The following is a 24,991-nucleotide window of genomic DNA, read 5'->3' on the forward strand; positions in this document are numbered from 1 at the left end:
CCGATCGCCATTGAAAGGAGACCCCGTCCATGCCCAAGCCGAACTACGGATTCGCCAAGCGCCAGCGCGAGCTGGAGAAAAAGCGCAAGAAGGAAGAGAAGGCGATGAAGAAGGATGCGCCGCCGGACCAGGCGGAGGCATCGCCTTCGCAGCCCGAGGGCGAGACTGAAGCCGTAACCAAGACCGAGACCGAGTAAGTCGGTACGCACCGGGAGCCACGCATGAAGGACATAGTCAAGACCGAGATGCAGTCCGATGGACTTCGCTACATCTCGAAGTCCACCGGCAGTGATTTTCCCGGCGCGCCCGGCGCGACCATGAGCTGCTTCCGATGCGGCCGCCATGTGGCGCGCCGCTCGCTGCGTTCCTTCCGGGTGGCCGGCGCGCTGCAGTTCTGTTGCAGCGAGGATTGCCGCCCGGGCCGCGCGGCCTGAGCGAGCCGTCCATGACGATCACGGGCGCTGGGCGGCGGATCGTCCCGCCTCCTCCGAGCTGCCCCGGATCCGCTCCTTGACCACCGCCGCTTCCCCCGCGACGCCGTCCGGCCCCCTGAGCCCGGACGACTTCGACGCGCTCGACGCCGAACTCGACCTGCTGCGCGAGCGCGACGACGAGATCCCGCAGTGGGAGTTCTGCGAAGGCTTCCTCGCGGCCCTGGTCTGCATGCGCCGCGAGCTGCCGGCCGATGAATACTGGCCCGTGCTGCTGGGCGACGAGTTCCGGCCCATGGAGCACATGGAGTTCGTGTGGCGCTGGCGCCGCCGCTGGCAGGAGATCGCCTTCGCGCTCGACCAGCCGGTGGAGGAGCTGCACGACGAGCGCACCTACCAGCCCGAAGCCCTGGATACGCGCGGCGCCATCCTGAGCCTGCCGCCCGAGGACCGGGTCGAGGGCGACCTCGACAACCTGCCGGCGTACGCGCAGGTGTGGGCGCTGGGCTTCATGTATGCCGTGGAGAACTGGCCCGAGGAGTGGGAGCCGCCGCGCGACCCCGAAGCGGCGGAAATGCTGGACACCGCCCTGCACGACATCGTCGCCCTGACGGAAGACGATACGGGCGCGCCCGCGCTCTCGATGTACAGCGAGGACGGCCCGCCGACCGTGAGCAAGGAGCGCATCGACACGCTCGCCGCCGCGATCTGGGCGGTGTACGAATTGCGGCAGCTGTGGCGCAGCATCGGGCCGCGGGTGGCGCCGGTGCGCAAGGCGGCCGAGCCGGGCCGCAACGACCCGTGTCCCTGCGGCAGCGGCAAGAAATACAAGAAGTGCCACGGGGCGGGCTGAGCCGCATCCCGCGCTGACCCAGCGCGCCGCCCGGGGCGCCTGGCTTCAGACCGGCTGGGCGGCCGGCGCCGAAACGTCGGACGTGGGCGCCGGCGCCGGTGCGACCCGCATCCCGTTCAGCCGCAGCTCGCTGATCACGTCGTGGATGTAGCGCAGCTTGGCCAGCGCTCCGGCGGACAACGCGAACGGGTACGCGTCGTTCTGGCCGAGGCTGCGATTGAGGCTGTTCACCAGCAGCGTGAGCGGCACCCATTGCTGCACGAGGTCGTCGAAGTCGACGCCTGCAACCTCGAACGGATCGATCACATCTTCGACCTCTTCGCCGTCGGGCGCATCGACGCTCACGCGCGTGTTGTAGGCCGCTGCCGTTTCGAGCAGGTCGACCATGTGCAGGTAATGCGCCCAGGTCTCGGCCCAGTCCTCCCAGGGATGGGAGGTGGCATAGGCGCTCACGTGCGACTCGTGCCACCCCGCGGGGCTGCCGCCGGACTCGTAGTGCCTGCGCAGCGACTCGCCGTAATCCACCGACTCGTCGCCGAAGATCTCGCGGTAGGCCTCCACGCGGTTGCCGTCGCGGATCAACACGTCCCAGTAGTAGTGGCCGGACTCGTGGCGGAAGTGACCGAGCAGCGTGCGATAGGGCTCGTGCAGTTCCGAGCGCCTGCGGGTGCGCTCGGCGTCGTCGGCTTCGGCGATGTTGATCGTGATCAGGCCGTCGTCGTGGCCGGTGAGGACCTGCTGTCCTGGCTGGTCCTGCAGGAATTCGAACGCCAGTTTTTCGACGTGACCGGGCGGCGGATTGGTGGCGATCAGCCCCAGCTGCGCGAGCGTGTAGAACAAGCGTCGCTTGGCCACCTCGATCGCGTGCCAGCGCTCCAGGTTGCCCTCCTGCGAGAGGTCGGGCAACACGCGCGTGAGACGGCAGGCGACGCACAGCGGATTGGGGTCATGCGCGGGCACGCAGAAATTGCAGATGCCGTGCTCCTCGCCGTTCCGGCAGAGACGGTAGCGCCTGGGCCCCGACTTGCGTCCGGGGCGCGGGCGCAGTTGCCACGTGGACGCATCGGTGGCGGGCTCGATGGCGGCGAGCGTGAAGACATCCGGCAGGAAGGCGACCTGGCTGCCGCATCCGAGGCACTGGCTGTTCTCGAAGAACAGCGCCTGCTTGCAAACCTGGCAATGAAACAGCTTCACGGGTGACGATCGGTGATGGACGAGCCCATGATGCTAAAGCGCTCACCGTGCCGTGCATGTAGGAACACGCGACACCTGGCACGGCATGCGCGTCGAACGCGAGCAGGACAGCGCGTGGCCGCGCCTGCGTGGCCAAGGCATTCGGCACTCTCCTACAAACACGAACACGGCCCGTTTGCACAATGTCAGTGCAGGTGGCCGCAGTGGCTGCCCACGCAGGACCCTCCTTTGCCCCTGAACATTGTCCTCATCGAAGACCACGCGGAATTTCGCGAGCAGTTGTGCAACCGGCTGCAGATCATCGACAACGTGCGTGTCGTTCACACCGAAGACACCGCGCTTGCCGCGCGGCAGTGGCTGGCAGAACACCCGCACGAGTGGGACGTGCTCGTGGTCGATCTCTTTCTGGCGAGCGGGCATGGTTTCCAGGTGCTTGCCGCGGCGAAGGACCGCCTGGCGCGCCAGCAGGCCGTGCTGCTGACCAGCTACACGCGCGATCCCGTGCGCGAGCAGGCGCGCAAGTTCGGCGCGGATGCGGTGTTCGACAAGGCGTTCGAGCTGTCGCAGTTCCTCGCCCACGTGGAGGGGTGCTGCAAGGCGAAGGATCGCGAAGTGCGCGAGGGCAGCCCGCACGTTGCGGCGCTTGCCGCCTGAGCTCCAGAGGCCGGAGCGCCCCTCCCCGGACCGGGAGGGAGCAACGCCCGAAAAACTCAAGAGCTGTTCGGAAATCATCATTTGCCGACGCAGGAAGGGCTGCCTACGATCGCCCCCATACGTCTAGCGTGGAGCGAATGAATGAGCAAAGTCCAACGTCCCGTCGTCATCGCGGGCGCGGGCCCTGTGGGCATGACAGCCGCGGCCGACCTCGTGCGGCAGGGCATTCCGGTCACCGTCCTCGAGAAGAGCGCCGCGCTCAGCGCCGAATCGCGCGCGTCCACCTTTCACCCGCCGACGCTCGACCTGCTCGATGATCTTGGCTTCGCCAAGCCGCTCATTGCGCAGGGCTTGAAGGCGCCGCAGGTCCAGTACGGATCCACCGTCGATGGCGAACTGGGCACCTTCGATTTTTCGGCGATCTCCGACCTGACGCGCCATCCCTACCGGCTGCAAGCCGAGCAGTTCAAGCTCACGCGGATCATCCTCGAGGCGCTGAAGGACAACCCGCTGTTCGACATCCGCTTCAATTCGGAAGTGGCGTCCCTCGCCCAGGACGCAAACGGCGTCGCAGTCACCACCGGTGCCGGCGACACCTTGCAGTGCGACTGGCTGATCGGCGCCGATGGGGCCAACAGCGTGGTGCGCCGCCACCAGGACATCCCGTTCGATGGCTTCACCTGGGCCGAGCGCTTTCTCGTCGTCACTACGTCGGCGGACATCGCCGCCGTGCGCCCCGGCGTGACCTCGGTCAGCTACTGGGCCGACCCGCAGCGCTGGCACTTCCTGCTGCGCATCATCGGCGCGTGGCGCGTGATGCTGCCGGTGCCCGCGGAGATGTCCGACGACGCGGCGCGCGCTCCGGAATACGCGCGCGAATCGCTAGCCAGCGTGCTGCCGGCGGGCGTGGCCGCACCGATCGAGCACATCACCTTGTATCGCGTGCACCAGCGGGTGGCGACGCGCTTCCGCGAGGGGCGCACCTTCCTCGCGGGCGACGCGGCGCACATCAACAATCCGCTGGGCGGGATGGGCATGAATGGTGGCCTGCACGATGCGCTGAACCTCACCGCACGGCTGGGCCGCGTCATCCACGGCAAGGACGGCGAGGACACGCTCGATGGCTACGATCGCCAGCGGCGTGCCGTGACGATGGAGGCCATCCAGACGGGCACCATCCGCAACAAGAAGAACCTCGAAGCGCGCACGCCCGAAGACCGCGAGGCCTTCCGCTCGGAGATCCGCAAGGCGGTCGCCGACCGCGAAAAGACCCGTGAATTCCTGCGCCGCATCTCGATGATCGACAGCCTGCAGCGCGCCGCGGCGCTCTGATCAGGGCGGGGTGGGCGCGTCCACCGCGGGCGCGCCTTCGCGAAAGCGGCGGGCGTGCTCCTGCAGCCATGCGCGGAACACGTCCAGCTGCGGCTCGCCGGTCTTCTCCTCGGGATAGGCGAAGTAATAAGAGCCCTCGCTGCGCAGCGACAGGTCGCACACGATCTGCAGGTCGCCGCGCTGCAGCGGGGTCTCGATCAGGAAGCGCGGCAGCAAGGCGAGCCCCTGCCCCGCGCAGGCGGCGCCGATCACCATCGACTGCGTTTCGAAGCGCGGCCCCTTCAACAGGTTCGAGGCGCCGCCGCCATGCGCTGCCGCCCACGAGCCCCAGGCATCGGGCCGGGTGACCAGGTGCAGCAGGCGCCCGGACAGCACGGTGTCAGGGCTCCATGGTGGCGATGCGTGCTGTTGCAGCAGGCGAGGTCCCGCGACCACGAACAGCTCCTCTTCGAACAGGAAGTCCGACTGCGCGCCGGGCCAGCTGGCAGAGCCGAAACACAGCGCGCCATCGAAGCTGGTTTCGCTGAACAGAAAGCGGCTGCTGCGCGCGCTGAGATTGACCGTCATCTTCGGCTGCTGCTCGTACAGGTCGGACATGCGCGGGATGAGCCACTGCGAGCCCACGGTCGGCAGCACGGCGATTTCGAGCGTGCCGCCTTCGCCCTCGTTCGCCATCACATCGCGCGTGTCCTTCTCCAGCCGCTCCAGCGTGCCGGCGATGTCGCGCGCGTAGGCCGTGCCGGCGCGCGTGAGCGACAGGCGCTTCTTGATGCGGTGGAACAGCTGCACTCCGAGCTGGTCCTCCAGCTGCGAGATCTGGCGCGATACCGCACTTTCCGTGAGGGCAAGTTCGTCGGCGGCACGAGTGATGCTTGCGTGGCGGGCGGCGGCGTCGAACGCGATCAGGGCGCTCATGCTCGGGATTCGTCGGCGCATGTGAACTTTCAAAAAAATCAAGATGTCTTCGAGACAAATCGTTTGCGAGGGGCTGGTCCCAATCCCAGAATGACTAGCAACCTTCGCGCCCTCGTCCCTCGCCAGGCGAGCCTTCCGCAACAGCCGAACTCTATCGAATCTCCCTCATGAAATTCCACTTCGCCTTCGCCGCGGCGCTCTCGCTGCTTTCCCTTGCGGCCAGCGCCGCTGTCTTCCCGGACAAGCCGATCACCATCGTCGCGCCCTTTCCCGCGGGGAGCAGCAGCGACCTGATTCCGCGCATGCTCGCGCCGCTGGTGTCCAAGTCGCTCGGCGTCCCCGTGATCATCGACAACCGCGCCGGCGCCAACGGGTCGCTCGGGGCCGGCGTGGTTGCACGCGCGCCTGCCGATGGCGACACCATCCTGCTCGGGACCACCGGCGTGCTCGCCATCAACCAGTGGATCTATCCGAAGCCGCAGTACCTGCCGGAGCGCGACTTCACGGCGATCATCAACGCCGCCGCCACGCCGAACCTGCTGGTGGTGCCCCGCAGCGTGGAAGCCAACACGCTGAAGGAACTGATCGCGCTGGCGAAGGCGAAGCCGGGCACGCTTTCCTTCGCGTCCGCCGGCAACGGCAGCACCAGCCATCTGTGCGGCGAAGCGCTGAAGCATGAAACCGGCATGGACATGGTGCACGTGCCGTACAAGGGCCCGGCGCCCGCAGCGGTGGACCTGCTCGGTGGGCGCGTCTCGATGATGTGCGACAACCTGTCGAACGTGCTGCAGTACGTGAAGACCGGGCAGCTCAAGGCGATCGCTCTCACCGGAACCAAGCGCAGCCCCTTGCTGCCCAACGTGCCCACCACCGCGGAGCAAGGCTTTCCGGGCGTGCAGGCCGGCATCTGGTACGGCTTCGTCGCGCCGGCGGCAACGCCCAAGGAAACCGTGGACCGGCTCAACGCCGCCTTCGCGCAGGCCTTGCGCGACCCCGCCATCGACGCGCGCCTGGAGAGCCTCGGCTTGACCGTGATCGCCGACAAGCCGGAAGCGTTCAAGCACTTCATCGCGCAGGAGTCCGCGCGCATGAAGAACGTCGTCGCCGCCTCCGGCGCCAAGGCCGAATAAGCGCCTCATGACCGGCAGTGGATCATCGCTGCCCGAAGCCACCGCGATGTTCTGCGGCACACTCGCAGCCAGTGGCGGCGCCCTCGTTCATCACACAGGAAAGCATCATGGCAGTCAACAAGCAGCACAAGGAATTCCACACCCTCGACATGGAAGGCGGCTGGGAGCAACCGCCCGGCTACGCGCCGGACCTGAACGTCAAGCAGAAGGTGCTGGCGGGCGGGCTGGACACGAAGAACAAGCGCGGATCGCAAACCCGCCTGCTGAAGTTCGCGCCCGGCGTGTTCACCACCGAGCCTTTCGTGCACGACTACTGGGAAGAGGTTTACCTGGTCTCCGGCGATCTCACCGTGGGCAACGACAAGCAGGGCAAGGGGGGCACTCCGTTCTCCGCGAACACCTACGCCTGCCGCCCGCCGGGCGCCGCGCACGGCCCGTTCAAGTCGGAAGGCGGCTGCGTGCTGCTGGAGATCCACTACTACGATCCGGCATGAACGCGACGCTCGCCGAACTGTCCGCGGCCCTGCGCGCCGGCACCCTCACCAGCCGGCAGTTGGTGGAGCAATGCATGGCCCGCGCGCAGGACCCCGCCGGTGAAGGCGCCAGGACCTTCATCCACCTCGATGGCGAGAATGCGCGCCGCGCCGCCGACCAGGTGGACCAGGTGCGACGCGCGGGCGGCGACCCGGGGCCCTGGGCGGGCATCCCCATCTCGATCAAGGACCTGTTCGATATCGCCGGGCAGGTGACCACCGCCGGCTCCGTCGTCCTGAAGGATGCGCCGCGCGCGAGCGCCGACGCAGTGCCCGTGGCGCGCTTGAAGGCCGCAGGCTTCGTGGTCATGGGCCGCACCAACATGACCGAGTTCGCTTACTCGGGCCTCGGCATCAATCCGCACTACGGCACGCCGGCCAACGCCCATGAGCGGGCGCTGCGGCGCATTCCCGGTGGCTCCTCCTCGGGCGCCGCGGTTTCGGTGACCGACGGCATGGCGGCCGCGGCGCTGGGCACGGACACGGGAGGCTCTTGCCGCATCCCCGCCGCGCTCAATGGCATTGCCGGCTTCAAGCCCACAGCAAACAGTGTGCCCATGGAGGGCACCTTCCCGCTATCGCCCAGCCTGGACAGCGTCGGACCGCTGGCCGCCACCGCGCAGTGTTGCGCGATCCTGCATGGCGTGCTGTCGGCCGCGCCGGCGACGGCGGAGGCGCAGTTGGGCCTCGCCGGCCTGAAGCTGGCGATCCCGCAGACGGTGATGCTGGATGGCCTGGATGCGCAGGTGTCGGCTTCCTTTGCGCAAGCCGTGTCGCGCCTTTCGGCGGCGGGTGTCGCCATCGGTGAACTCGCATTCAAGCAATTCGGCGAACTCGCCGGCGCCAATTCGAAGGGCGGCCTGATCGCCTATGAGGCTTATGCGGCGCAGCGCGAGCGACTGCAGCAGCGCGGCAGCGGGTACGACCCGCGTGTGAAGGTGCGCATGGAAAAGGGCGCGGCGCAAACGGCCGACGACTACGCGCAGCTGCAGGCGTTTCGCCGCGATTGGATCCGCCGCGTGAGCGCGGAGATGCAGGCCTGCGATTTCCTGGTGTGTCCCACGGTGCCCACGATCGCGCCAGAGATCGCGGCCCTTGCCGGCGACGACGAGTACGGCCGTGTGAACCTCGCAATGCTGCGCAATCCGACCTTCGCCAACTTCCTGGATGGCTGCTCGATCTCCGTGCCGTGCCAGGCGGCGGGCACTGCGCCCGTGGGCCTGATGCTGATCGGCCGCCATGGCGACGATGCGCGCCTGCTTGCTGCGGCGCGCGCCGTCGAGGCGCTGGTGGCGCCGCCCCGGCGCTGACCGCGCCAGGGCAGTGGACGCTCCCTCAGTGGGGCGTCCACTGGATCGTGGAGATGTCGATGCCCTCCTGGTGCATCTCCCACAGCGGGCTCAGTTCACGCAGTTTCGAGACGCGCGTCTTCAGCAGGTCGACCACGAAGTCGACTTCCTGCTCGGTGGAAAAGCGACCGAGCGTGAAGCGGATCGAGCTGTGCGCGAGTTCGTCGCTGCGCCCCAAGGCCAGCAGCACGAACGACGGCTCCAGCGAGGCCGACGTGCAGGCCGAGCCCGAGGACACGGCCACATCCTTGATCCCCATCATCAGCGACTCGCCCTCGACGAAGCTGAAGCTCACGTTGAGGTTGTGCGGCACCCGGTGTTCCAGCGAGCCGTTCACCTGGATCTCCGGCATTTCGCGCAGGCCCGCCAGCAGGCGATCGCGCAGGGCACCGACGCGCGCACTCTCTTCCTGCATCTCGAGCCTGGCGATGCGGAACGCTTCACCCATGCCGACGATCTGGTGCGTGGGCAGCGTGCCCGAGCGCATGCCCCGCTCGTGGCCCCCACCGTGGATCGAGGCGGCGATGCGCACGCGCGGCTTGCGGCGCACATACAGCGCGCCGATGCCTTTGGGGCCGTAGACCTTGTGCGCCGTGACCGTGAGCAGGTCGATCTCGAGCTGCTGGAGATCGATCGCGATCTTGCCGGCCGCCTGCACCGCGTCGCAGTGGAACAGCACACCGCGCTCGCGGCAGGCGTGGCCGATGCCGGCGACGTCCTGGATGACGCCGATCTCGTTGTTGACGAACATGATGGAGACCAAGATCGTGTCGGGGCGGATCGCGTCGATCACGCGCTGCACCGGCACGCGGCCGTCGTCATCCACGTCCAGGTAGGTCGCCGTGAAGCCCTGGCGTTCGAGCTCGCGCACGGTGTCGAGCACGGCCTTGTGCTCGGTCTTCTGCGTGATGATGTGCTTGCCCTTGCCCGAGTAGAACTGGGCGGCGCCCTTGATGGCAAGGTTGTTGCCCTCGGTCGCGCCGGAGGTCCACACGATCTCGCGCGGGTCGGCGTTCAGCAGGGCGGCGACGTCGGCGCGCGCCTGTTCGACCGCGGCCTCGGCCTCCCAGCCGTAGGCGTGGCTGCGCGAGGCGGGGTTGCCGAACTTCTCGAACAGGTACGGCATCATCGCTTGCGCGACGCGGGGATCCACCGGCGTGGTGGCGCCGTAGTCCATGTAGACGGGTTGCAGGGGCGTGAAGCGTTCGGTCATAGACCGAAGATCGTAGGGAGCGGACCTGGGGCTCGCAATTGCTATTTGCTCAGGAGGTCTTGCGTTTTGCGCACCCGCTGATGTCCCGCTCCCCAGGTCAAACTGCCGGTCTTTCTCCTGGCCGCCGGCGCGCGGGCAGCGACCTTAGAGGCCCATGCTGGTCGCCTGGCTGCGCATCGCACCGCACTGCGCGCCGATGGCTCTGAGGGCCGATTCGCTGCGCACGTCAGACGCGCTGTCAGGGGCCGGGATGACCGAGCACGCTTGCTGCGCCTGCTGCATGCAAGAGCGCAGGCTGTCCCGGAAATGTTGGTCGTTCTGTTCGATGAGGTCCGCCGAGAGGGTCAGGAGGCACTCGCTGCCCCGCTCGCTCCAGAGCGTTTCATGCAGAAAACCACCCGCGTTGTGCAGAATCTGCACGGGCAGTCCCGCGAGCTGACCGTACTTGCGCTTCTGGATTTCGAGGAACTCGGGTTCCGTCTGCTCGCCCGCCCTCGCGCTCGCACCATGCACGGCCACCTGGTTCAGCGACTCCGCCTGGGCGGCAGCCATCGGCACCGACGCAACGGGCTCTCCGCCCTGTTCATATCCGCCCAGGACGTCCAGGCCCACGAGCAGCAGGCCCGCAAGGCCCACCGTCATCACGTTGTAGCCAAGCGCCGCCTGCTCGGCGCCGTCGCAGAGCCTCTCGCGCACCGGCGGCGCGGACAGGAGAGCGCCGAGCGCGCAGAGCGCTGCCCCAAGGTATGCGCCGCTCTTGAAGCTCGCGAGAGCCACGACGGCGAACAGCACGACCAGCACGTAGGCGGTCGCGCTGCGCCTTTGCGTCCCGCTCGCGGGAGTGATGGAAACTGCGCCGAAAGTGGAATCCGCTTGACCGTTCATGCTTGCTCCTGTTGGCTGGATGAGTGCAAACAGGTTACTTCACGTTACATGCGGATACAAGATGCTTCAGGCGGGGCTAATGCGAAGGAATTCACGGCCAGACCGGAAAGCCCGCGAAGAAGGTCGCCAGCGACGAACGTATGAGTCGCACTGGCGGGAGCTGGCGATCGTGCAGAGGTGTGTGAGCACCTGGGGTGAAGGTGCAAGCGCGGGCGTCGGAGGCGGGGGGCGCTCTTTGGAGATTGCGGTGGCGTGAGGCCGCGCGGGAATTCGTATTCCTCCGTGCCGCCTGGCAAAAATTCGGTATCCTCCCCGCGTGTCAAGGCGTAGCTGACCATCAAGTCAGCCCAGGCCGCCACTCGCCAATCCTGCGAATCCGCGCGAATCTATCCAGCAATGCTCACACAGCAGATTTTCGAGGCGGAACAATGCTTCAGAAGAGGCCAGATCCATCGCGCCGAAGAGATACTCCGCCAAATTGTCCAGCGCGACCCGACGGCTTCGAAAGCCTACGAGCTTCTTGCCTACATTTGCGGTAATCGTGGACAAGTCGACGAGTGCCAACAACTCCTGCTGCGAGCCTCCGAGTTGCCGGGGTGTTCGGCCGAGGCGCTCTTTTATCTGGGGAAGGCGCAGCTGCAGCGCGGCGAAGCTCGCGAAGCCGTCGAATCGATCAAGCGCTCCATTGACCTGGGGGGGGAGTACTTCGAGTTGCTTCACGAACTCGGAGTCGCATACGCCCATCTCAAGGACCACGAGCTCGCGCTGAACGCGTTTCAGCGGGCCGAGCGCAAGAACCGACGCTCACCCATCTTGCTTTCCAACCTGGGCAACAGCCTGTGTGAACTGCAACGGTACCGGGAAGCGCTTCAATACTACGAGCGCGCTCTGAAGCTCGATTCGCGCTTCGCCGGCGCTTGGGCCAGTCGCGGTCACACCCTCACGGCGATGGGTCGCGGCGCAGAAGCGCTGGAGAGCTACGCTCGTGCGCTCGCCCTCGAGCCGGACGACGCAGCAACGTGGATGGACCAGGCATTGACGTTGATGTCGTTGCGCAGGCATACCGACGCGCTGGCATCCTTTGAAGAAGTTGCCAGGTTGGCTCCGGACACGGACTATGTACGCGGCTACCTCCTTCAAGCGAGGATGCATGTCTGCCGATGGGAAAATTGGGAACTGCTTGCGCAGGACCTCATCCACCGAGTGGACGCGGGAGAACGGGCAGCTGTTCCCTTTTCCTTGATGGCGACCCCTGCACCTCGTTCGACCTTGCTTCGTAGCGCACGTACCTTCGCGCAAGACCATTGCCCGCCACGCGGCGACGTCAGCTTCGAAAGCCCCGAGACCAACAGAAGAATTCGGGTCGCCTATGTATCGGCGGACTTCCGCAACCATGCGACCGCGCAGCTGATGGTTCGTTTGTTCGAATGTCATGACCGCAGCAGATTCGAATGGTTTGCCTTCTCTCTGGGGAACTCCTCGGACCAGATGAGTGAGCGGGTCGCTTCGGCGTTCGACCACTTCACGGATGTCAGCGACCGAACTGACGAAGAAGTCTCGACGCTGATTCGGTCGGCGGGCATCGACATTGCGGTAGACCTGCAAGGATTTACTCAGGGGTACCGCACGAACATCTTCGCTAGCCGCGCCGCGCCAGTTCAGGTGAATTTTCTTGGATTTCCGGGCTCGATGGGGTGCGAGTACATCGACTACATCATTGCCGATTCGACGCTTGTCACGCCTGACGACTACGCGGACTACGCCGAAAAAGTGATCGTGATGCCGGACTCCTACCAACCGAACGACAACACGAAGACCTTCGGCTCACCAGCTCCAAGCCGCGAAAGTTTCGGCCTTCCGCCGGGTGCTTTTGTTTTCGCATGCTTCAACAACAACTACAAGATCACCCCGGATGTCTTCGATGTCTGGATGCGCCTGCTCGTGTCGGTTCCTGGCAGCATTCTGTGGCTCATCAGAAGCAACGAACAGGCAACGGCTTCCTTGGAAGCGGAGGCGCAGTTGCGCGGCGTCGGTCCGAGCCGAATCGTCTGGGCGGAGCCCGTGACCTTGCCGCAGCATCTGGCGCGTCATGTTCACGCGGACCTCTTCCTCGACACCTTCCACTATGGTGCGCATACCACCTGCAGTGATGCTCTCTGGGCAGGCCTGCCAGTCCTGACAATGGCGGGGCAAACGTTTGCCTCCCGCGTGTCTGCGAGCCTGCTCAACGCTGCGGGCCTCCCTGAGCTTGTGACCCACAGCGTGAGTGAATATGAAGAGGTCGCAAAGGCCTTGGCAGCGTCTCCTCAGCGCTTGTGCGAACTTCGACATCGCCTGCAGCCGCCGACGAATCGGCGAGACCTTCCGCTGTTCGACACGCCGCGATATGCGAGGCATATCGAAGCTGCGTATGTGGCGATGGCTGACCGCTGGTGTCGAGGGTTACCGCCCGACCACATCACGGTAATGGACTCAGCGGTCGCAACGACTCCATGAGCAGGCGCCGGCCTTCTGCCAGGTTCGAAGGCGCACATTGTCGGAGCGGCTGAACTGGACGGCGGCGCTGCGCGCGATCAGAGTACACGCGAGCGAGACGATCACGCTCAACGTCACCCTGCCAACGACGCCGCCTTTCAGAGTGACTTTCGAGAGTCCCTCAATGGCCCTTTCGAAGTTCAATGGCAGGTTCACTGACTTGACTCGAGAACTTCGTTCAATCTCGGCAGTGCTGCGAAAACGCCCCAGGACCCGGATCGGGCGCTGGGGCGTTTCAAGACTGGTGGCCTGGGGCGGAATCGAACCACCGACACGCGGATTTTCAATCCGCTGCTCTACCAACTGAGCTACCGGGCCGTGAGACGAAAATTATATCAGAGGCCCGAGGCGCCCCTGCCGCGCCCAGGCCGGTCAAGCCGCGGGGTTGCTGCGCTTGCCGCGCGAGAGGTCCACGCCCAGTTGCTTGAGCTTGCGATAGAGGTGCGTGCGCTCCAGGCCGGTCTTCTCCGCCACGCGCGTCATCGAGCCGCCTTCCTTGGCCAGGTGGAACTCGAAGTAGCACTTCTCGAATTCGTCGCGCGCGTCGCGCAGCGGCTTGTCCAGTTCGAACAGCTGCCGCGCCTGCGGACCCATCTCCACGGCCGCCGGTATGACCTGGCCGCCGGTCATCGCGGCTTCCACCGTCAGCTCCTGCATCGGCTGCTGCACCACGCCGGCGATCCCGGGCTTGCGCAGGGGCAGCAGGCCCGACGAAGAGGCGATGCCGGCCAGGCCGCTCCCCGCACCGCCGCCATTGCGCGCCAGGCCGGCCTCCACCGCCTTCAGCAGCTTCTGCATCGTGATCGGCTTTTCCAGGAAGGACTGCGCCCCGATCTTCGTGGCCTCCACCGCGGTCTCGATGGTGGCGTGGCCACTCATCATCACGACCGGCATGGTCAGCAGGCCACCGGTGGACCACTCCTTCAGAAGCGTGACACCGTCCGTGTCCGGCATCCAGATATCCAGCAGCACCAGGTCGGGCCGCAGGCGCTGGCGCGCGGCCCGGGCCTGCGCCGCGTTCTCCGCCAGTTCGACGGTGTGACCTTCGTCGTTGAGGATTTCCGACAACAGGTCCCGGATCCCGAGCTCATCGTCCACCACCAGTATGTTTGCCATCGGCTCTCTGCATCCAGGCCCCCGAGGTGAGGACCTTGTTGTTAACTCGCAACTCGAAATGATAACGACACTTGGGCCCCGTGGATCACACCTTCGGTAGCTCGATTCTTCACGTCGATGCGGGCTCCATGCTCATCCGCGATTTTTTTCACAACTGCCAGGCCGAGGCCGGTGCCCTTGGCCTTGGTCGTGACGTACGGCTCGAAGGCGCGCTTGAGAATGTGCTCGGGAAATCCGCTGCCGTTGTCCTGCACCACCAGCCGCACCCGGCGCGAGGTTTCGCTCCATTGCGTGCGCAGCACCACCTGCGGATCGGGCCGGCCTTCGGTGGCGTCCTGCGCGTTCTGCAGCAGGTTGTGGATCACCTGCCGCAGTTGCTGCGGGTCGCCCAGCACGCGCGGGGCAACCGGATCGAGCTCCACCCGCACGGGCACATGCGCCGTCCCGCGCGCCGCATCGCCCTCGCGCGCATAGAGGTGCAGCACGTCGTTCACCAGGGCATTCAGGTCCACCGGCTTCAGTTCTGCCGCGGGCAGCCGGGCGTAGTCGCGAAATTCGTTCACCAGCCGCTTCATCGATTCGACCTGGTCGACGATCGTGTGCACCGATTTCGCCAGCAGCGCGCGCTCGGGGTCGGCGAGCTTGCTTGCCAGCTTCATCTCCAGGCGTTCGGCCGAGAGCTGGATTGGCGTGAGCGGATTCTTGATCTCGTGCGCCAGGCGCCGCGCCACTTCGCCCCAGGCCTGCGCGCGCTGCGCCGAGACGATCTCCGAGATGTCGTCCAGCACCAGCAGGCGGGTGTCGCCGGGCATCGACGCGCCGCGGGCCACCAGCGTCACCACGTTCGGCTGCGGGTCGCCGGTGCGCGCGGGATTCAGCTCGAAGGGCTGCTGCCAGTGGTCGACGATCTGGGTCTCGGTCTCGAATTCGTCGAAGCGCTGTTGCACGGCGCTGCCGAAATCCTCCAGCCCCGGCACGGCGGCCAGCGGCAGGCCCTGGTGCAGTTCCAGCGGCAGGCGCAGGGTCCGCGAGGCACCCGGGTTGGAGACCTGGATGCGGCCCTCCCGATCCAGCACGATCACGCCCGCGGTCAGGTTGTCGAGGATGGTCTGCACGTTGGCGCGGGCGGCACTGACCTGGTCCATGCTCTTCTCGACGGCAGCGCGCGCATCGGCGAGCTGCTGGGTCATCTCGGCGAACGACCGGGTCAGGCCACCGAGTTCGTCCTTGCCCCGCAGCACCGGCTTGGGCGAAAGGTCGCCGGCCGCGACTTCGCTCACCCCTGCCGCCAGCAGCAACAGCGGGCGGGCCAGCTGGTTGCCCAGGATGATGGCCAGCAGCACGGCGCCGAACACGGCGAGGAAGAGGGTCAGCGTGAGCGTGCCGATGTACATCCGCCGCAGGCCCTCGCGGCCCAAGGCCCGCTCCTGGTATTCGCGGTTGGCTTCCTGCACCGCGATCGCATTGGCCACCAGCGCCGGCGGAATCGTCACGGTGGCCTGCAAGAAGCGCGACTCCGCCAGCAGGCCCAGGCTCGGTTGCGGCACCAGCACGATCGCCTTGATGCGCGCATTGCCGGCGGGCACGACCCCGGGATCGTCGATGCCCTCGATCAGCGTGAACGCCCGCTGCGAGCGCGCGTTGCGCAGTTGCTGCGCCGTGGGCCGCTCCGGGTTGATCTGGAAGCGCGACTGCCCCGTGCTGGCGATCATCTGCCCGCTGCCGCTCCACAGCACCACGTCCACCGCAGCGAGCTGCTCGCGGATGCGCTCCAGCGCCAGCCCCGCCGCTGCATCGGAGCTGTCGGCCAGCTGGTTGCCGGCGGTGCGTGCCTTGATCGCGAAGTCGCTGGCCAGGGTGTCGAGCGTGGTGCGCCCGAGGTTCAGGCCGGCATCGAGCGCGCCTTCCACCTTGACGTCGAACCAGCTTTCGATCGAGCGGGAGACGAACTGGTAGGAGACCGTGTAGATCAACACGCCCGGCACCAGGCCCACCAGCGCGAAGATCGCGGCCAGCTTCACGAGCAGCCGGCTGCCGAACTTGCCACGCCGCAGGCGTGACGCCAGCCGCAGGAAGACCCAGACGATGACCGCCAGCAGCATGCCGGCCACCACCATGTTCAACACGAACAGGCGGCCGTAATTGCGTTCGTACAGCTCGCGGTTGTTGGTGGCCTGCGTCAGCAGGAACATCAGCACGATGCCGATGCCGATGACCACCGCCACGCCCACGGCGATGGCCCAGCGCCAGGCGCGCGAGCTTTCCAGCAGCTTGCGCGGCGGGCCTTCGGGCGGGCGTTGCAGGGTCACTTCACGGTGTCCAGCACGAGCGGCTGGTTGCGCGTGGCGAGGATGATCCAGTCGGCCTGGCCGACGGCGCCGATCTGGAAGGGCCGCGGCAGCTGCGAGACGTCCAGCCGGAAGCGGAAGTCGATGTTGTGGGGCGAATCGGAATCGAGCGCGTCGGGATAGGCAATGCGCCAGCGCGAGATGCGCTGCACCGCGGCCAGCGCCTCTTCGCGGCTGTCGAACATCTGGCCCAGCACCAGGCCGGAATGCGCGATCGGGTTGGCCGACACCTGCAGGCGCCAGCGGCGCGTGAGCGGCTGGTACGACAGGCGCATGTGGCGGGTGGCGAAGGCCACGCGCTTGTCGTACCAGTACCACCGGTCGCGGTAGATCGACGCCTCCGCCAGGAAGTACATCGGAATGCCCTTGGCCAGCGCCTCGTCGACGACTTGCGGCAGGTCGAAGCGCACCGTGGCGCTGAGCAGCACGCCGTCATCGCTGCGTTCCACCGAAAGCTGGGTGACTTCCGCCGGGTTGATCTGCGCCCCGGCCGGCGTCACGCAGGCCAGGAACAGCAGCAGGCAGGCGCACAGCCACGTCCAGGCGCCCCGCTCAATCATCCAGGCGGGCCGGTGCAGCCAGTGCACTCTTTTGCAGCACCGCATAGAAGAAGCCGTCGTGGTCACTGGGTCGATTGTCCGGGAGGGGCCCCTCCGATCTCCCGTCGCGAGGCAATAAATGGCCAGGGCCGGGCCGCAAAGAGGCCGTGTTGTTGTGTGCAAGAAACGCCGCAATCTGGCTGTCCCCCTCGGCACGGAACACCGAGCAGGTGCAATAGACCAGCCGACCCCCAGGTTTCAACAGGGGCCACAGCGCAGTGAGCAGGCGCTTCTGCTGGGCCGCAAGCTGCGCGATGTCGCTCTCGCGCCGCAGCCAGCGCACGTCCGGATGACGGCGCACGATGCCCGATGCGGTGCAAGGTGCGTCGAGCAGGATCGCATCGAAGGGTTGGCCGTCCCACCAGGCGGCGGGCGCGCCGGCGTCGGCAGCGCTCACTTGCGCCTGCAGCCCCAGCCGTTGCAGATTCTGATGGATGCGTTCGCAACGAACCGGGTCCACGTCGAGCGCCAGGACTTGCGCAGTGGGCGCCAGCTCGCAGATGTGGGCGGTCTTGCCGCCCGGCGCGGCGCAGGCATCGAGCACCCGCGCGTGCTCCGGCAGCCCGGGCACCATCAGCTCCGCGGCCAGTTGCGCGCCGGCGTCCTGCACCGACCACAGGCCCTCGGCGAAGCCGGGGATCGCCTCCACGTGATGCGGCCGGTCGAGGATCAGCCCTTGCTGGCCCACCGGCTCCGTCTCGATGTGGCCGGCCCGCAGCAGGTCGCGCAGCGGGTCGCGCGAGATGCGGTGCAGGTTCACGCGCAGCGTCATCGGCGCGGGGCGGTTGTTGGCTTCCAGGATCTCCTGCCAGCGATCGGGATGATCCTGCTGCAGGCGGGCGATCCACCAGCCCGGATGGTTCCAGCGCACCACGGGGTCGGATTCGGTGGCGGCCACCAGCGCATCGCGCTCGCGCAGGAAGCGGCGCAGGCAGGCGTTGATGAAGGCCTGCTGGTTGCGCGTTTCGGCAAAGCGCTTGGCCGCTTCCACCGCCTGGTCCACCAGCGTGAAGGGGGGATAGGGCGCGTCTTCTTCCTGCCAGGCGAGGGCGAGCGCGGTGCACAGCAAGGCATCGGCGGCGGGCGGTGGCGCGCGCGTGGCCAGTTGCCTGCGCAAGGCTTCGGCCCGACCGAGCTGGCGCAGCACATGGAAGGCCAGCGCCTGTGCGCCGGGCCGCACCTCGGCCGGCACGCGCGCGAGCGCCGGCGTGGCGGACTCGCCGCGGCGGATGCCTGCCAGCACGGAGGCGGCAGCATGAAGCTGGCGCCACAGGGGAATCGGGGATGACAAATGACCTCGCTGCGCTTCGATGACGAATGACCGGACGGCCATTCTGTCATCCGTCATGACAAGGCATCGGCCCAGATGTTGTGCGCCCAGTTCAGCGCATAGCGGCCCTCCTGCTCGCTGGCCGCGGCGCTCAGTCCGCCGGAGTTCGGCACCGCGATGTACGTCTTCAGTGCCGCGCTCCAGGCGTGCACGCTGGCCACGTGCATCACGCGCTGGTCGTCGACGAAGCTGTAGCAGGTGTTGGTGAGCACCGGGGCCGGATCGACCGGCCAGCCGGACAGCTCGGCGACGATCGCCGCCGCCGCGACCTTGGCATGCGCGTTCGCCATGTGGCCGCTCTTGGGCATGGCGGGTGCCGCCTGCATGGCATCGCCGATCACGTGGATGTCGGGATGGACCGTCGACGCGAAGCTCAGGTAGTCGACACCGCACCAGCGCTGGCCGGCCATGTTGTTCAGGCCGGCCTGCACGGCGATGGCGCCGGCGCGCATGGGGGGCAGCACGTTCAGGACATCCGCCTTGACGTCCTCCTGCACCTCGAACTTCACCACGCCCGCCTGCGCATCGACCGAGAGCGCCTTGTGCTGCGGCCGGTACTCGATCATCCCCGGGTACTGCTCGGACCAGGCGCGGCGGAACAAGGCGCCTTTCGACACGATGTCGGGATTGGCATCGAGCACCAGCACCTTGCTGCGCGGCTTGGCCTGCTTGAAGTACCAGGCGACCTGGCAGGCGCGCTCGTACGGGCCGGGCGGGCAGCGATAGGGCTGCTCGGGAATCGTGAGGGCGTAGACGCCGCCATCGGGCATCGCCTCGAGCTGCCGCCGCAGCGCCAGCGTCTCGGGCCCGGCCTTCCAGGCCTGCAGCACGCGGCCGCTGTCGTGCGCGGCACGCAGGCCCTCGATGGAGTCGAACATCAGGTCGACGCCGGGCGACAGCACCAGCTTCTCGTAGCCGATCACGGCGCCGCCGGCCAGCGTGACGGTGCGCCGCTGCGGATCGACGGCCTGCGCGAAGTCCTTCACCAGCGTCACGCCATGCGGGCGCGCAAGCCCGCTGTAAGGCACCGTGAGTTCGGCCAGTTGCCGGCTGCCCCCCAGCACCAGGTTCGACAGCGGGCAGGAAATGAAAACCTCGTTCGGCTCGATCAACACGACATCGATGCGGTGATCCGACAGCAGGCGCACGTACTTGGCCGCGGTTGCCCCGCCGTAGCCGCCACCGATCACCACCACGCGCGCTCTCGCGGGCACTGCCGGCGTGGTGGCACATCCGGCCATGCCCAGAACGCCGCTGGCCGCCGCGCCCTTCAGCAGGGAACGTCTTTGCATGGGCACCCCTCAGTGTTGTGCGGCGAACCAGGCCGCGAGTTGCTCCAGCTGCGGGTCGCTGTAGCCGCGGGCCAGCTGCTGCATGATGGTCGATGGCCGCGTGCCGGCCTTGAAGGCCTGCAGCTGCGCCAGCAGCAGTTCGCGTGGCATGCCCGCCAGCGAAGGCAGGGCAGCACCAGACGCCGCGTGGCCGTCGGTGCCGTGGCACTGCGCGCAGTTGGCGGCGAGGGTGCGGACGTAGAGCGTCTCTTGCTGGCCATGTGCGCTGGACGCGATGATCAGCGCGATCGACGCCGCGGCTGTTCGTAGGGTGGGATGCCGCAGGCAGCCCACCATGCGCCGAAACGGTGGGGTGCCTCCGGCATCCCACCCTACGTCGACGCCATACGTCTTCATCACGACTGCGCCCTCACCCCGCGCGCCGGGTGGAACCCGAACAGCCACGCCAACAGCACCGCCGGAAACTGCGCGATCGCCTCGTTGTACTCGGCGACGGCGGAATTGAAGTTCACGGCCGCGGCCAGCGTCATGCGCGCGCGCTGCTGGCGCTCGGTGCTGAAATTTTCCGGCAGGCGCGGGCCGGCCAGGTCGTGCGCGTCGTCGTGCTCGGCACGGTCCCACGCCATCGCCAGCACCTCCTGCGCGGCGCCGAGGGCGGCGATGCGATCGGGATCGAGCGGCCGCGCCTTGGCCGACTGCAGCGTGGCCGCCAGTTGCGCGGCCGCTCCCTGCAGCCCGCCCCAGAAGGCGCTGCCGCCGGAGAACTGCGAGGCCGGCTGATCCTCTTCCGGCGGGATGCATTCCTGCGCCAGCTGCAGTTGCCGGGTGAGCTCGGCCTCCAGCTTGGCGAAAGTCGTCTTGGCCTGCGACCGCAGCCGCACGAGCCGGTTGTAGGCGCCGACCACCCAGAACACGCCGACGGCGGCGACGCCCCAGGGAAGCAGGTGAGCTGTCTGCATGGTCCTCCGCTTTGCAGCAAAGAAAAACGGGCGCCACCCCCGGGAAGGGATGGCGCCCGCAGTGTAGAGGCAAACCGCTGTTTTTTATTCGGCGGTCGTGGTGCCTTCGCTGCCGATCTCGCTGCCGCCAGCTTCGCCGATGCTGGCCAGTTCCGCCGCTTCGGCGTCGGCGATGGCGCGGCGCTCGGCGTCGTCCATCTCGTCCTTCGCCTTGCGCGCCTTGTGGTACGCCATGCCCGTGCCGGCCGGGATCAGCCGGCCGACGATGACGTTTTCCTTCAGGCCACGCAGCTCGTCGCGCTTGCCCATGATCGCCGCCTCGGTCAGCACCCGCGTCGTTTCCTGGAAGGAAGCGGCGGAGATGAACGAGTCGGTCGACAGCGAGGCCTTCGTGATACCGAGCAGCAGGTTGCTGTAGGTCGCGGGGATCTTGTTCTCGCCGCGCAGCCGGTCGTTGGTGTCCAGGATCTCGGAGCGTTCCACCTGTTCGCCCGCGATGTGGCCGGACTCGCCCACGTTCTCGATGATCACGCGGCGCAGCATCTGGCGCACGATCACCTCGATGTGCTTGTCGTTGATCTTCACGCCCTGCAGGCGATAGACGTCCTGCACTTCGTCGACGATGTAGCGCGCCAGTTCCTCGGCACCCAGCAGGCGCAGGATGTCCTGCGGATCGGCCGGGCCGTCGACCACGGATTCGCCCTTGTTCACCACCTGGCCTTCGTGCACCAGGATGTTCTTCTCCTTCGGGACGAGCTCTTCGTGCACGCCGCCTTCCGGATCGGTGATCTGCAGGCGGATCTTGCCCTTGGTCTCCTTGCCGAACGACACGGTGCCGGTCATCTCGGCCAGCACGCCCTTGTCCTTGGGCGAACGGGCTTCGAACAGCTCCGCCACCCGCGGCAGGCCGCCGGTGATGTCGCGCGTCTTCTGCCCTTCGACCGGGATGCGGGCCAGCACTTCGCCGGGACCCACGTCCTGGCCGTCGCGCACCTGCACCAGCGAGCCGACCTGGAAGGCGATCGTCACCGAGTGATCGGTGCCGGGGATCTTCACCTCGTTGCCCTGCGGGTCGATCAGCTTCACCTGCGGGCGAATCACCTTGGCGGAGCCGCGGCGCTTCGGGTCGATCACCACCAGGGTCGACAGGCCGGTGACCTCGTCCACCTGCTTGGCAACCGTCAGGCCTTCTTCGACGTTCTCGAACTTGATGCGGCCGGCGAACTCCGTGATGATGGGTCGGGTCAGCGGGTCCCAGTTGGCCAGGATCACGCCGGCCTTGATCGTCTGGTCGGCCTTGACCGCCAGGATCGCGCCGTACGGCACCTTGTGGCGTTCCCGCTCGCGGCCGTGCTCGTCGTGGATGACGATCTCGCCGGAACGCGAGATCACCACCAGTTCGCCCTTGGCGTTGGTCACGTAGCGCATCGTGGTGTTGAAGCCCACGGAGCCCGCGGACTTCGCATCCACGCTGGACGCCACGGCAGCGCGCGAGGCGGCACCACCGATGTGGAAGGTACGCATCGTCAGCTGCGTGCCCGGCTCGCCGATCGACTGCGCGGCGATCACGCCAACCGCTTCGCCGACGTTCACCAGGCCACCGCGACCGAGGTCACGGCCGTAGCACTTGGCGCACAGGCCGAAGCGCGTGGCGCAGTTCAGCGCCGTGCGGACCTTCACTTCGTCGACACCCTCGCCCTCGAGGCGGTCGATCGTGTCTTCGTCCAGCATCACGCCGGCCGGCACGATGGTGGCACGCGTTTCCGGGTGCACCACGTCTTCGGCAGCCACGCGGCCGAGGATCCGGTCACGCAGCGACTCGATCACCTCGCCGCCCTCGACGATGGCGCGCATCAGCGCGCCTTCCGAGGTGCCGCAATCGACTTCGACGACCACCAGGTCCTGCGTCACGTCGACCAGGCGACGCGTCAGGTAGCCCGAGTTCGCGGTCTTCAGCGCCGTGTCCGCGAGACCCTTGCGGGCGCCGTGGGTGGAGATGAAGTACTGCAGCACGTTCAGGCCTTCCCGGAAGTTGGCCGTGATGGGCGTCTCGATGATCGAGCCGTCCGGCTTGGCCATCAGGCCCCGCATGCCCGCCAGCTGGCGGATCTGGGCGGCGGAACCGCGGGCGCCGGAGTCGGCCATCATGTAGATGGAGTTGAACGACTCCTGGTCCACTTCCTTGCCGTGGCGGTCGATGACCTTTTCCTTGGCGAGCTGGGCCATCATGACCTTGGACACTTCGTCGCCGGCCTTGCCCCAGATGTCGACCACCTTGTTGTAGCGCTCGCCGGCGGTGACGAGACCCGAGACGTACTGCTGCTCGATCTCCTTCACTTCCTTCTCGGAGCGCTCGATGATCGCCTTCTTCTCCGGCGGCACCAGCATGTCGTCCACCGCGATGGAGATGCCGGCCTTGGTTGCGAGGCGGAAGCCGTTCTGCAGCAGCTTGTCGGCGAACACCACCGTTTCCTTCAGGCCGCACTTGCGGAAGGAGATGTTGATCAGCTTGCTGATCTCCTTCTTCTTCAGCGCCTTGTTCAGGACGCTGAAGGGCAGGCCCTTGGGCAGGATTTCCGACAGCAGCGCGCGGCCGGCCGTCGTGTCGAACAGCCTGGTCGTCCCGACCCACTGGCCGCTGTCCTTGTCCTTCTCCCACTCGGTCAGGCGCACGGCGATCTTGGCCGTGAGTTCGACCGCACCGGTGTCGAGCGCGCGCAGCACTTCGGCGACGTCGGTGAAGACCATGCCTTCGCCCTTGCCGTTGATGCGCTCACGCGTCGTGTAGTACAGGCCCAGCACCACGTCTTGCGACGGGACGATGGAGGGCTCGCCGTTGGCCGGGAACAGCACGTTGTTGGAGGCCAGCATCAGCGTGCGGGCTTCCATCTGCGCTTCCACCGACAGCGGGATGTGCACGGCCATCTGGTCGCCGTCGAAGTCGGCGTTGAACGCCGCGCAGACCAGCGGGTGCAGCTGGATCGCCTTGCCTTCGATCAGGATCGGCTCGAAGGCCTGGATGCCCAGGCGGTGCAGCGTGGGCGCGCGGTTCAACAGGACCGGGTGCTCCTTGATCACCTCTTCGAGGATGTCCCACACCACCGGCGTGCCGGATTCGACTTCCTTCTTGGCGGCCTTGATGGTCGTGGCAATGCCCATCGCCTCGAGGCGCGAGAAGATGAAGGGCTTGAACAGCTCCAGCGCCATGGCCTTGGGCAGGCCACACTGGTGCAGCTTGAGCGTCGGGCCGACCACGATCACCGAACGGCCCGAGTAGTCGACGCGCTTGCCCAGCAGGTTCTGGCGGAAGCGGCCGCTCTTGCCCTTGATCATGTCGGCCAGCGACTTCAGGGCCCGCTTGTTCGCGCCCGTCATGGCCTTGCCGCGACGGCCGTTGTCCAGGAGCGAATCGACCGCTTCCTGCAGCATGCGCTTCTCGTTGCGCGCGATGATTTCCGGGGCCTTCAGCTCCAGCAGGCGCTTCAAGCGCGAGTTGCGGTTGATGACGCGGCGGTACAGGTCGTTCAGGTCGGAGGTCGCGAAGCGGCCGCCATCCAGCGGCACCAGCGGACGCAGGTCCGGCGGCAGCACGGGCAGCACTTCCATCACCATCCAGCCCGGCTTCATGCCGGACTTCTTGAAGGCCTCGAGCACCTTCAGGCGCTTGGAGTTCTTCTTGACCTTGACTTCGGAGCCGGTCAGGTCGCCGCGCAGCCGCTCGATCTCGGTGTCGAGATCGATGCCTTCGAGCAGGTCCTTGATGCCTTCGGCGCCCATCTTGGCGATGAACTCGTCGCCGAATTCCTTGCGCTTGGCGTCATAGTCGTCCTCGGACATGATGCCGAACTTCTTCAGCGGGGTCATGCCGGGATCGGTGATCACGTACGCTTCGAAGTACAGCACGCGTTCGATGTCGCGCAGCGTCATGTCCAGCACGAGGCCGAGGCGCGAAGGCAGCGACTTCAGGAACCAGATGTGCGCGCAGGGCGCGGCCAGGTCGATGTGGCCCATGCGCTCGCGGCGCACCTTGGTCTGGGTGACTTCAACGCCGCACTTCTCGCAGATCACGCCGCGGTGCTTCAGGCGCTTGTACTTGCCGCACAGGCACTCGTAGTCCTTGATCGGGCCGAAGATCTTGGCGCAGAACAGGCCGTCCCGCTCCGGCTTGAAGGTGCGGTAGTTGATCGTCTCCGGCTTCTTCACTTCGCCGAAGGACCACGAACGGATCTTCTCGGGCGAAGCGATGCCGATGCGGATGGCATCGAAATGCTCGTCCGGCGTGAACTGCTTGAACAGGTCGAGTAGTGATTTCATTGAATTGAA

21 protein-coding genes and 1 tRNA gene are annotated in these 24,991 nt (G+C 66.9%); 9 read left to right on the plus strand and 13 right to left on the minus strand.

The window, feature by feature from the left end; genetic code table 11:
• Positions 1–29 precede the first annotated feature (29 nt).
• The 3 genes from JWP60_RS19440 (at position 30) to JWP60_RS19450 (ending at position 1,284) form a co-directional block, all read left to right on the plus strand.
• Positions 30–197, plus strand: coding sequence for a hypothetical protein (locus JWP60_RS19440; RefSeq protein ID WP_299795062.1), 168 nt, complete (start codon positions 30–32; stop codon positions 195–197).
• Positions 198–221: 24 nt separating this feature from the next.
• Positions 222–434, plus strand: a complete 213-nt coding sequence (locus JWP60_RS19445; RefSeq protein WP_299795064.1) for a hypothetical protein — start codon at positions 222–224, stop codon at positions 432–434.
• A gap of 76 nt (positions 435–510) precedes the next feature.
• The gene (locus tag JWP60_RS19450; protein ID WP_299795066.1) at positions 511–1,284 is read left to right on the plus strand and encodes a UPF0149 family protein; all 774 of its coding nucleotides are present in this window, start codon (positions 511–513) and stop codon (positions 1,282–1,284) included.
• 45 nt (positions 1,285–1,329) lie between these two features.
• On the opposite strand, the gene JWP60_RS19455 is transcribed toward JWP60_RS19450, so the two are convergent.
• Positions 1,330–2,478, minus strand: coding sequence for a putative zinc-binding peptidase (locus JWP60_RS19455; RefSeq protein ID WP_299795068.1), 1,149 nt, complete (start codon positions 2,476–2,478; stop codon positions 1,330–1,332).
• Between the two features lie 228 nt (positions 2,479–2,706).
• Between JWP60_RS19455 and JWP60_RS19460 the strand changes: the two genes are divergently transcribed.
• Complete coding sequence (locus JWP60_RS19460) at positions 2,707–3,132, plus strand: response regulator (protein WP_299795070.1); 426 nt, start codon at positions 2,707–2,709, stop codon at positions 3,130–3,132.
• A gap of 141 nt (positions 3,133–3,273) precedes the next feature.
• Positions 3,274–4,464, plus strand: coding sequence for an NAD(P)/FAD-dependent oxidoreductase (locus tag JWP60_RS19465; protein WP_299795072.1), 1,191 nt, complete (start codon positions 3,274–3,276; stop codon positions 4,462–4,464).
• Here JWP60_RS19465 and JWP60_RS19470 read toward each other — a convergent pair whose 3' ends face one another.
• On the minus strand, positions 4,465–5,379 hold the full coding sequence (locus JWP60_RS19470; RefSeq protein ID WP_299795074.1) for a LysR substrate-binding domain-containing protein: 915 nt from the start codon (positions 5,377–5,379) through the stop codon (positions 4,465–4,467).
• A 167-nt stretch (positions 5,380–5,546) separates the two neighbouring features.
• Here JWP60_RS19470 and JWP60_RS19475 point away from each other — a divergent pair, with 167 nt between their 5' ends.
• The 3 genes from JWP60_RS19475 to JWP60_RS19485 all read left to right on the plus strand — a co-directional run bounded on the left by JWP60_RS19475 (position 5,547) and on the right by JWP60_RS19485 (position 8,352).
• On the plus strand, positions 5,547–6,509 hold the full coding sequence (locus tag JWP60_RS19475) for a tripartite tricarboxylate transporter substrate binding protein (RefSeq protein ID WP_299795076.1): 963 nt from the start codon (positions 5,547–5,549) through the stop codon (positions 6,507–6,509).
• A gap of 107 nt (positions 6,510–6,616) precedes the next feature.
• Complete coding sequence (locus tag JWP60_RS19480; RefSeq protein ID WP_299795078.1) at positions 6,617–7,003, plus strand: cupin; 387 nt, start codon at positions 6,617–6,619, stop codon at positions 7,001–7,003.
• A complete protein-coding gene (locus JWP60_RS19485) occupies positions 7,000–8,352 on the plus strand; it encodes an amidase (RefSeq protein WP_299795080.1) in 1,353 nt (450 codons plus the stop codon). The genes JWP60_RS19480 and JWP60_RS19485 overlap by 4 nt, the downstream gene beginning before the upstream one ends.
• 25 nt (positions 8,353–8,377) lie before the next feature.
• On the opposite strand, the gene JWP60_RS19490 is transcribed toward JWP60_RS19485, so the two are convergent.
• Complete coding sequence (locus tag JWP60_RS19490) at positions 8,378–9,604, minus strand: IscS subfamily cysteine desulfurase (protein ID WP_299795082.1); 1,227 nt, start codon at positions 9,602–9,604, stop codon at positions 8,378–8,380.
• A 144-nt stretch (positions 9,605–9,748) separates the two neighbouring features.
• Positions 9,749–10,489, minus strand: coding sequence for a hypothetical protein (locus tag JWP60_RS19495; RefSeq protein ID WP_299795084.1), 741 nt, complete (start codon positions 10,487–10,489; stop codon positions 9,749–9,751).
• A 396-nt stretch (positions 10,490–10,885) separates the two neighbouring features.
• On the opposite strand from JWP60_RS19495, the gene JWP60_RS19500 reads away from it, so the two are divergent.
• Entirely contained in the window at positions 10,886–12,985 is a 2,100-nt protein-coding gene (locus JWP60_RS19500) for a tetratricopeptide repeat protein (protein WP_299795086.1), read from the plus strand.
• Positions 12,986–13,266: 281 nt separating this feature from the next.
• Here JWP60_RS19500 and JWP60_RS19505 read toward each other — a convergent pair.
• From JWP60_RS19505 to rpoC, 9 genes are all read right to left on the minus strand, one after another.
• Positions 13,267–13,342 (minus strand) — tRNA-Phe (locus JWP60_RS19505).
• A gap of 54 nt (positions 13,343–13,396) precedes the next feature.
• Positions 13,397–14,140, minus strand: a complete 744-nt coding sequence (locus JWP60_RS19510) for a response regulator (protein ID WP_299795088.1) — start codon at positions 14,138–14,140, stop codon at positions 13,397–13,399.
• 41 nt (positions 14,141–14,181) lie between these two features.
• Entirely contained in the window at positions 14,182–16,449 is a 2,268-nt protein-coding gene (locus JWP60_RS19515; RefSeq protein ID WP_299795089.1) for an ATP-binding protein, read from the minus strand.
• Positions 16,446–17,048, minus strand: a complete 603-nt coding sequence (locus JWP60_RS19520) for a DUF4390 domain-containing protein (protein WP_299795090.1) — start codon at positions 17,046–17,048, stop codon at positions 16,446–16,448. The genes JWP60_RS19515 and JWP60_RS19520 overlap by 4 nt, the downstream gene beginning before the upstream one ends.
• Positions 17,041–18,420 (minus strand): 16S rRNA (cytosine(967)-C(5))-methyltransferase RsmB, encoded by a 1,380-nt coding sequence (gene rsmB, locus JWP60_RS19525; protein WP_299795091.1) that lies wholly within the window; start codon positions 18,418–18,420, stop codon positions 17,041–17,043. The genes JWP60_RS19520 and rsmB overlap by 8 nt, the downstream gene beginning before the upstream one ends.
• Positions 18,421–18,431: 11 nt before the next feature.
• Positions 18,432–19,709 carry an NAD(P)/FAD-dependent oxidoreductase gene (locus JWP60_RS19530; RefSeq protein WP_299795092.1) on the minus strand — a complete coding sequence of 426 codons (1,278 nt, stop codon included), beginning with the start codon at positions 19,707–19,709 and terminating at the stop codon, positions 18,432–18,434.
• A 9-nt stretch (positions 19,710–19,718) separates the two neighbouring features.
• The gene (locus JWP60_RS19535; RefSeq protein ID WP_299795093.1) at positions 19,719–20,105 is read right to left on the minus strand and encodes a c-type cytochrome; all 387 of its coding nucleotides are present in this window, start codon (positions 20,103–20,105) and stop codon (positions 19,719–19,721) included.
• Positions 20,105–20,668, minus strand: coding sequence for a LemA family protein (locus JWP60_RS19540; protein WP_299795095.1), 564 nt, complete (start codon positions 20,666–20,668; stop codon positions 20,105–20,107). Before JWP60_RS19540 ends, JWP60_RS19535 begins: the two co-directional genes overlap by 1 nt.
• A gap of 84 nt (positions 20,669–20,752) precedes the next feature.
• Entirely contained in the window at positions 20,753–24,982 is a 4,230-nt protein-coding gene (gene rpoC / locus JWP60_RS19545; protein ID WP_299795097.1) for a DNA-directed RNA polymerase subunit beta', read from the minus strand.
• Positions 24,983–24,991 lie beyond the last annotated feature (9 nt).

This window comes from Ramlibacter sp. (assembly GCF_028291745.1).
GTDB lineage: Bacteria > Pseudomonadota > Gammaproteobacteria > Burkholderiales > Burkholderiaceae_C > Ramlibacter.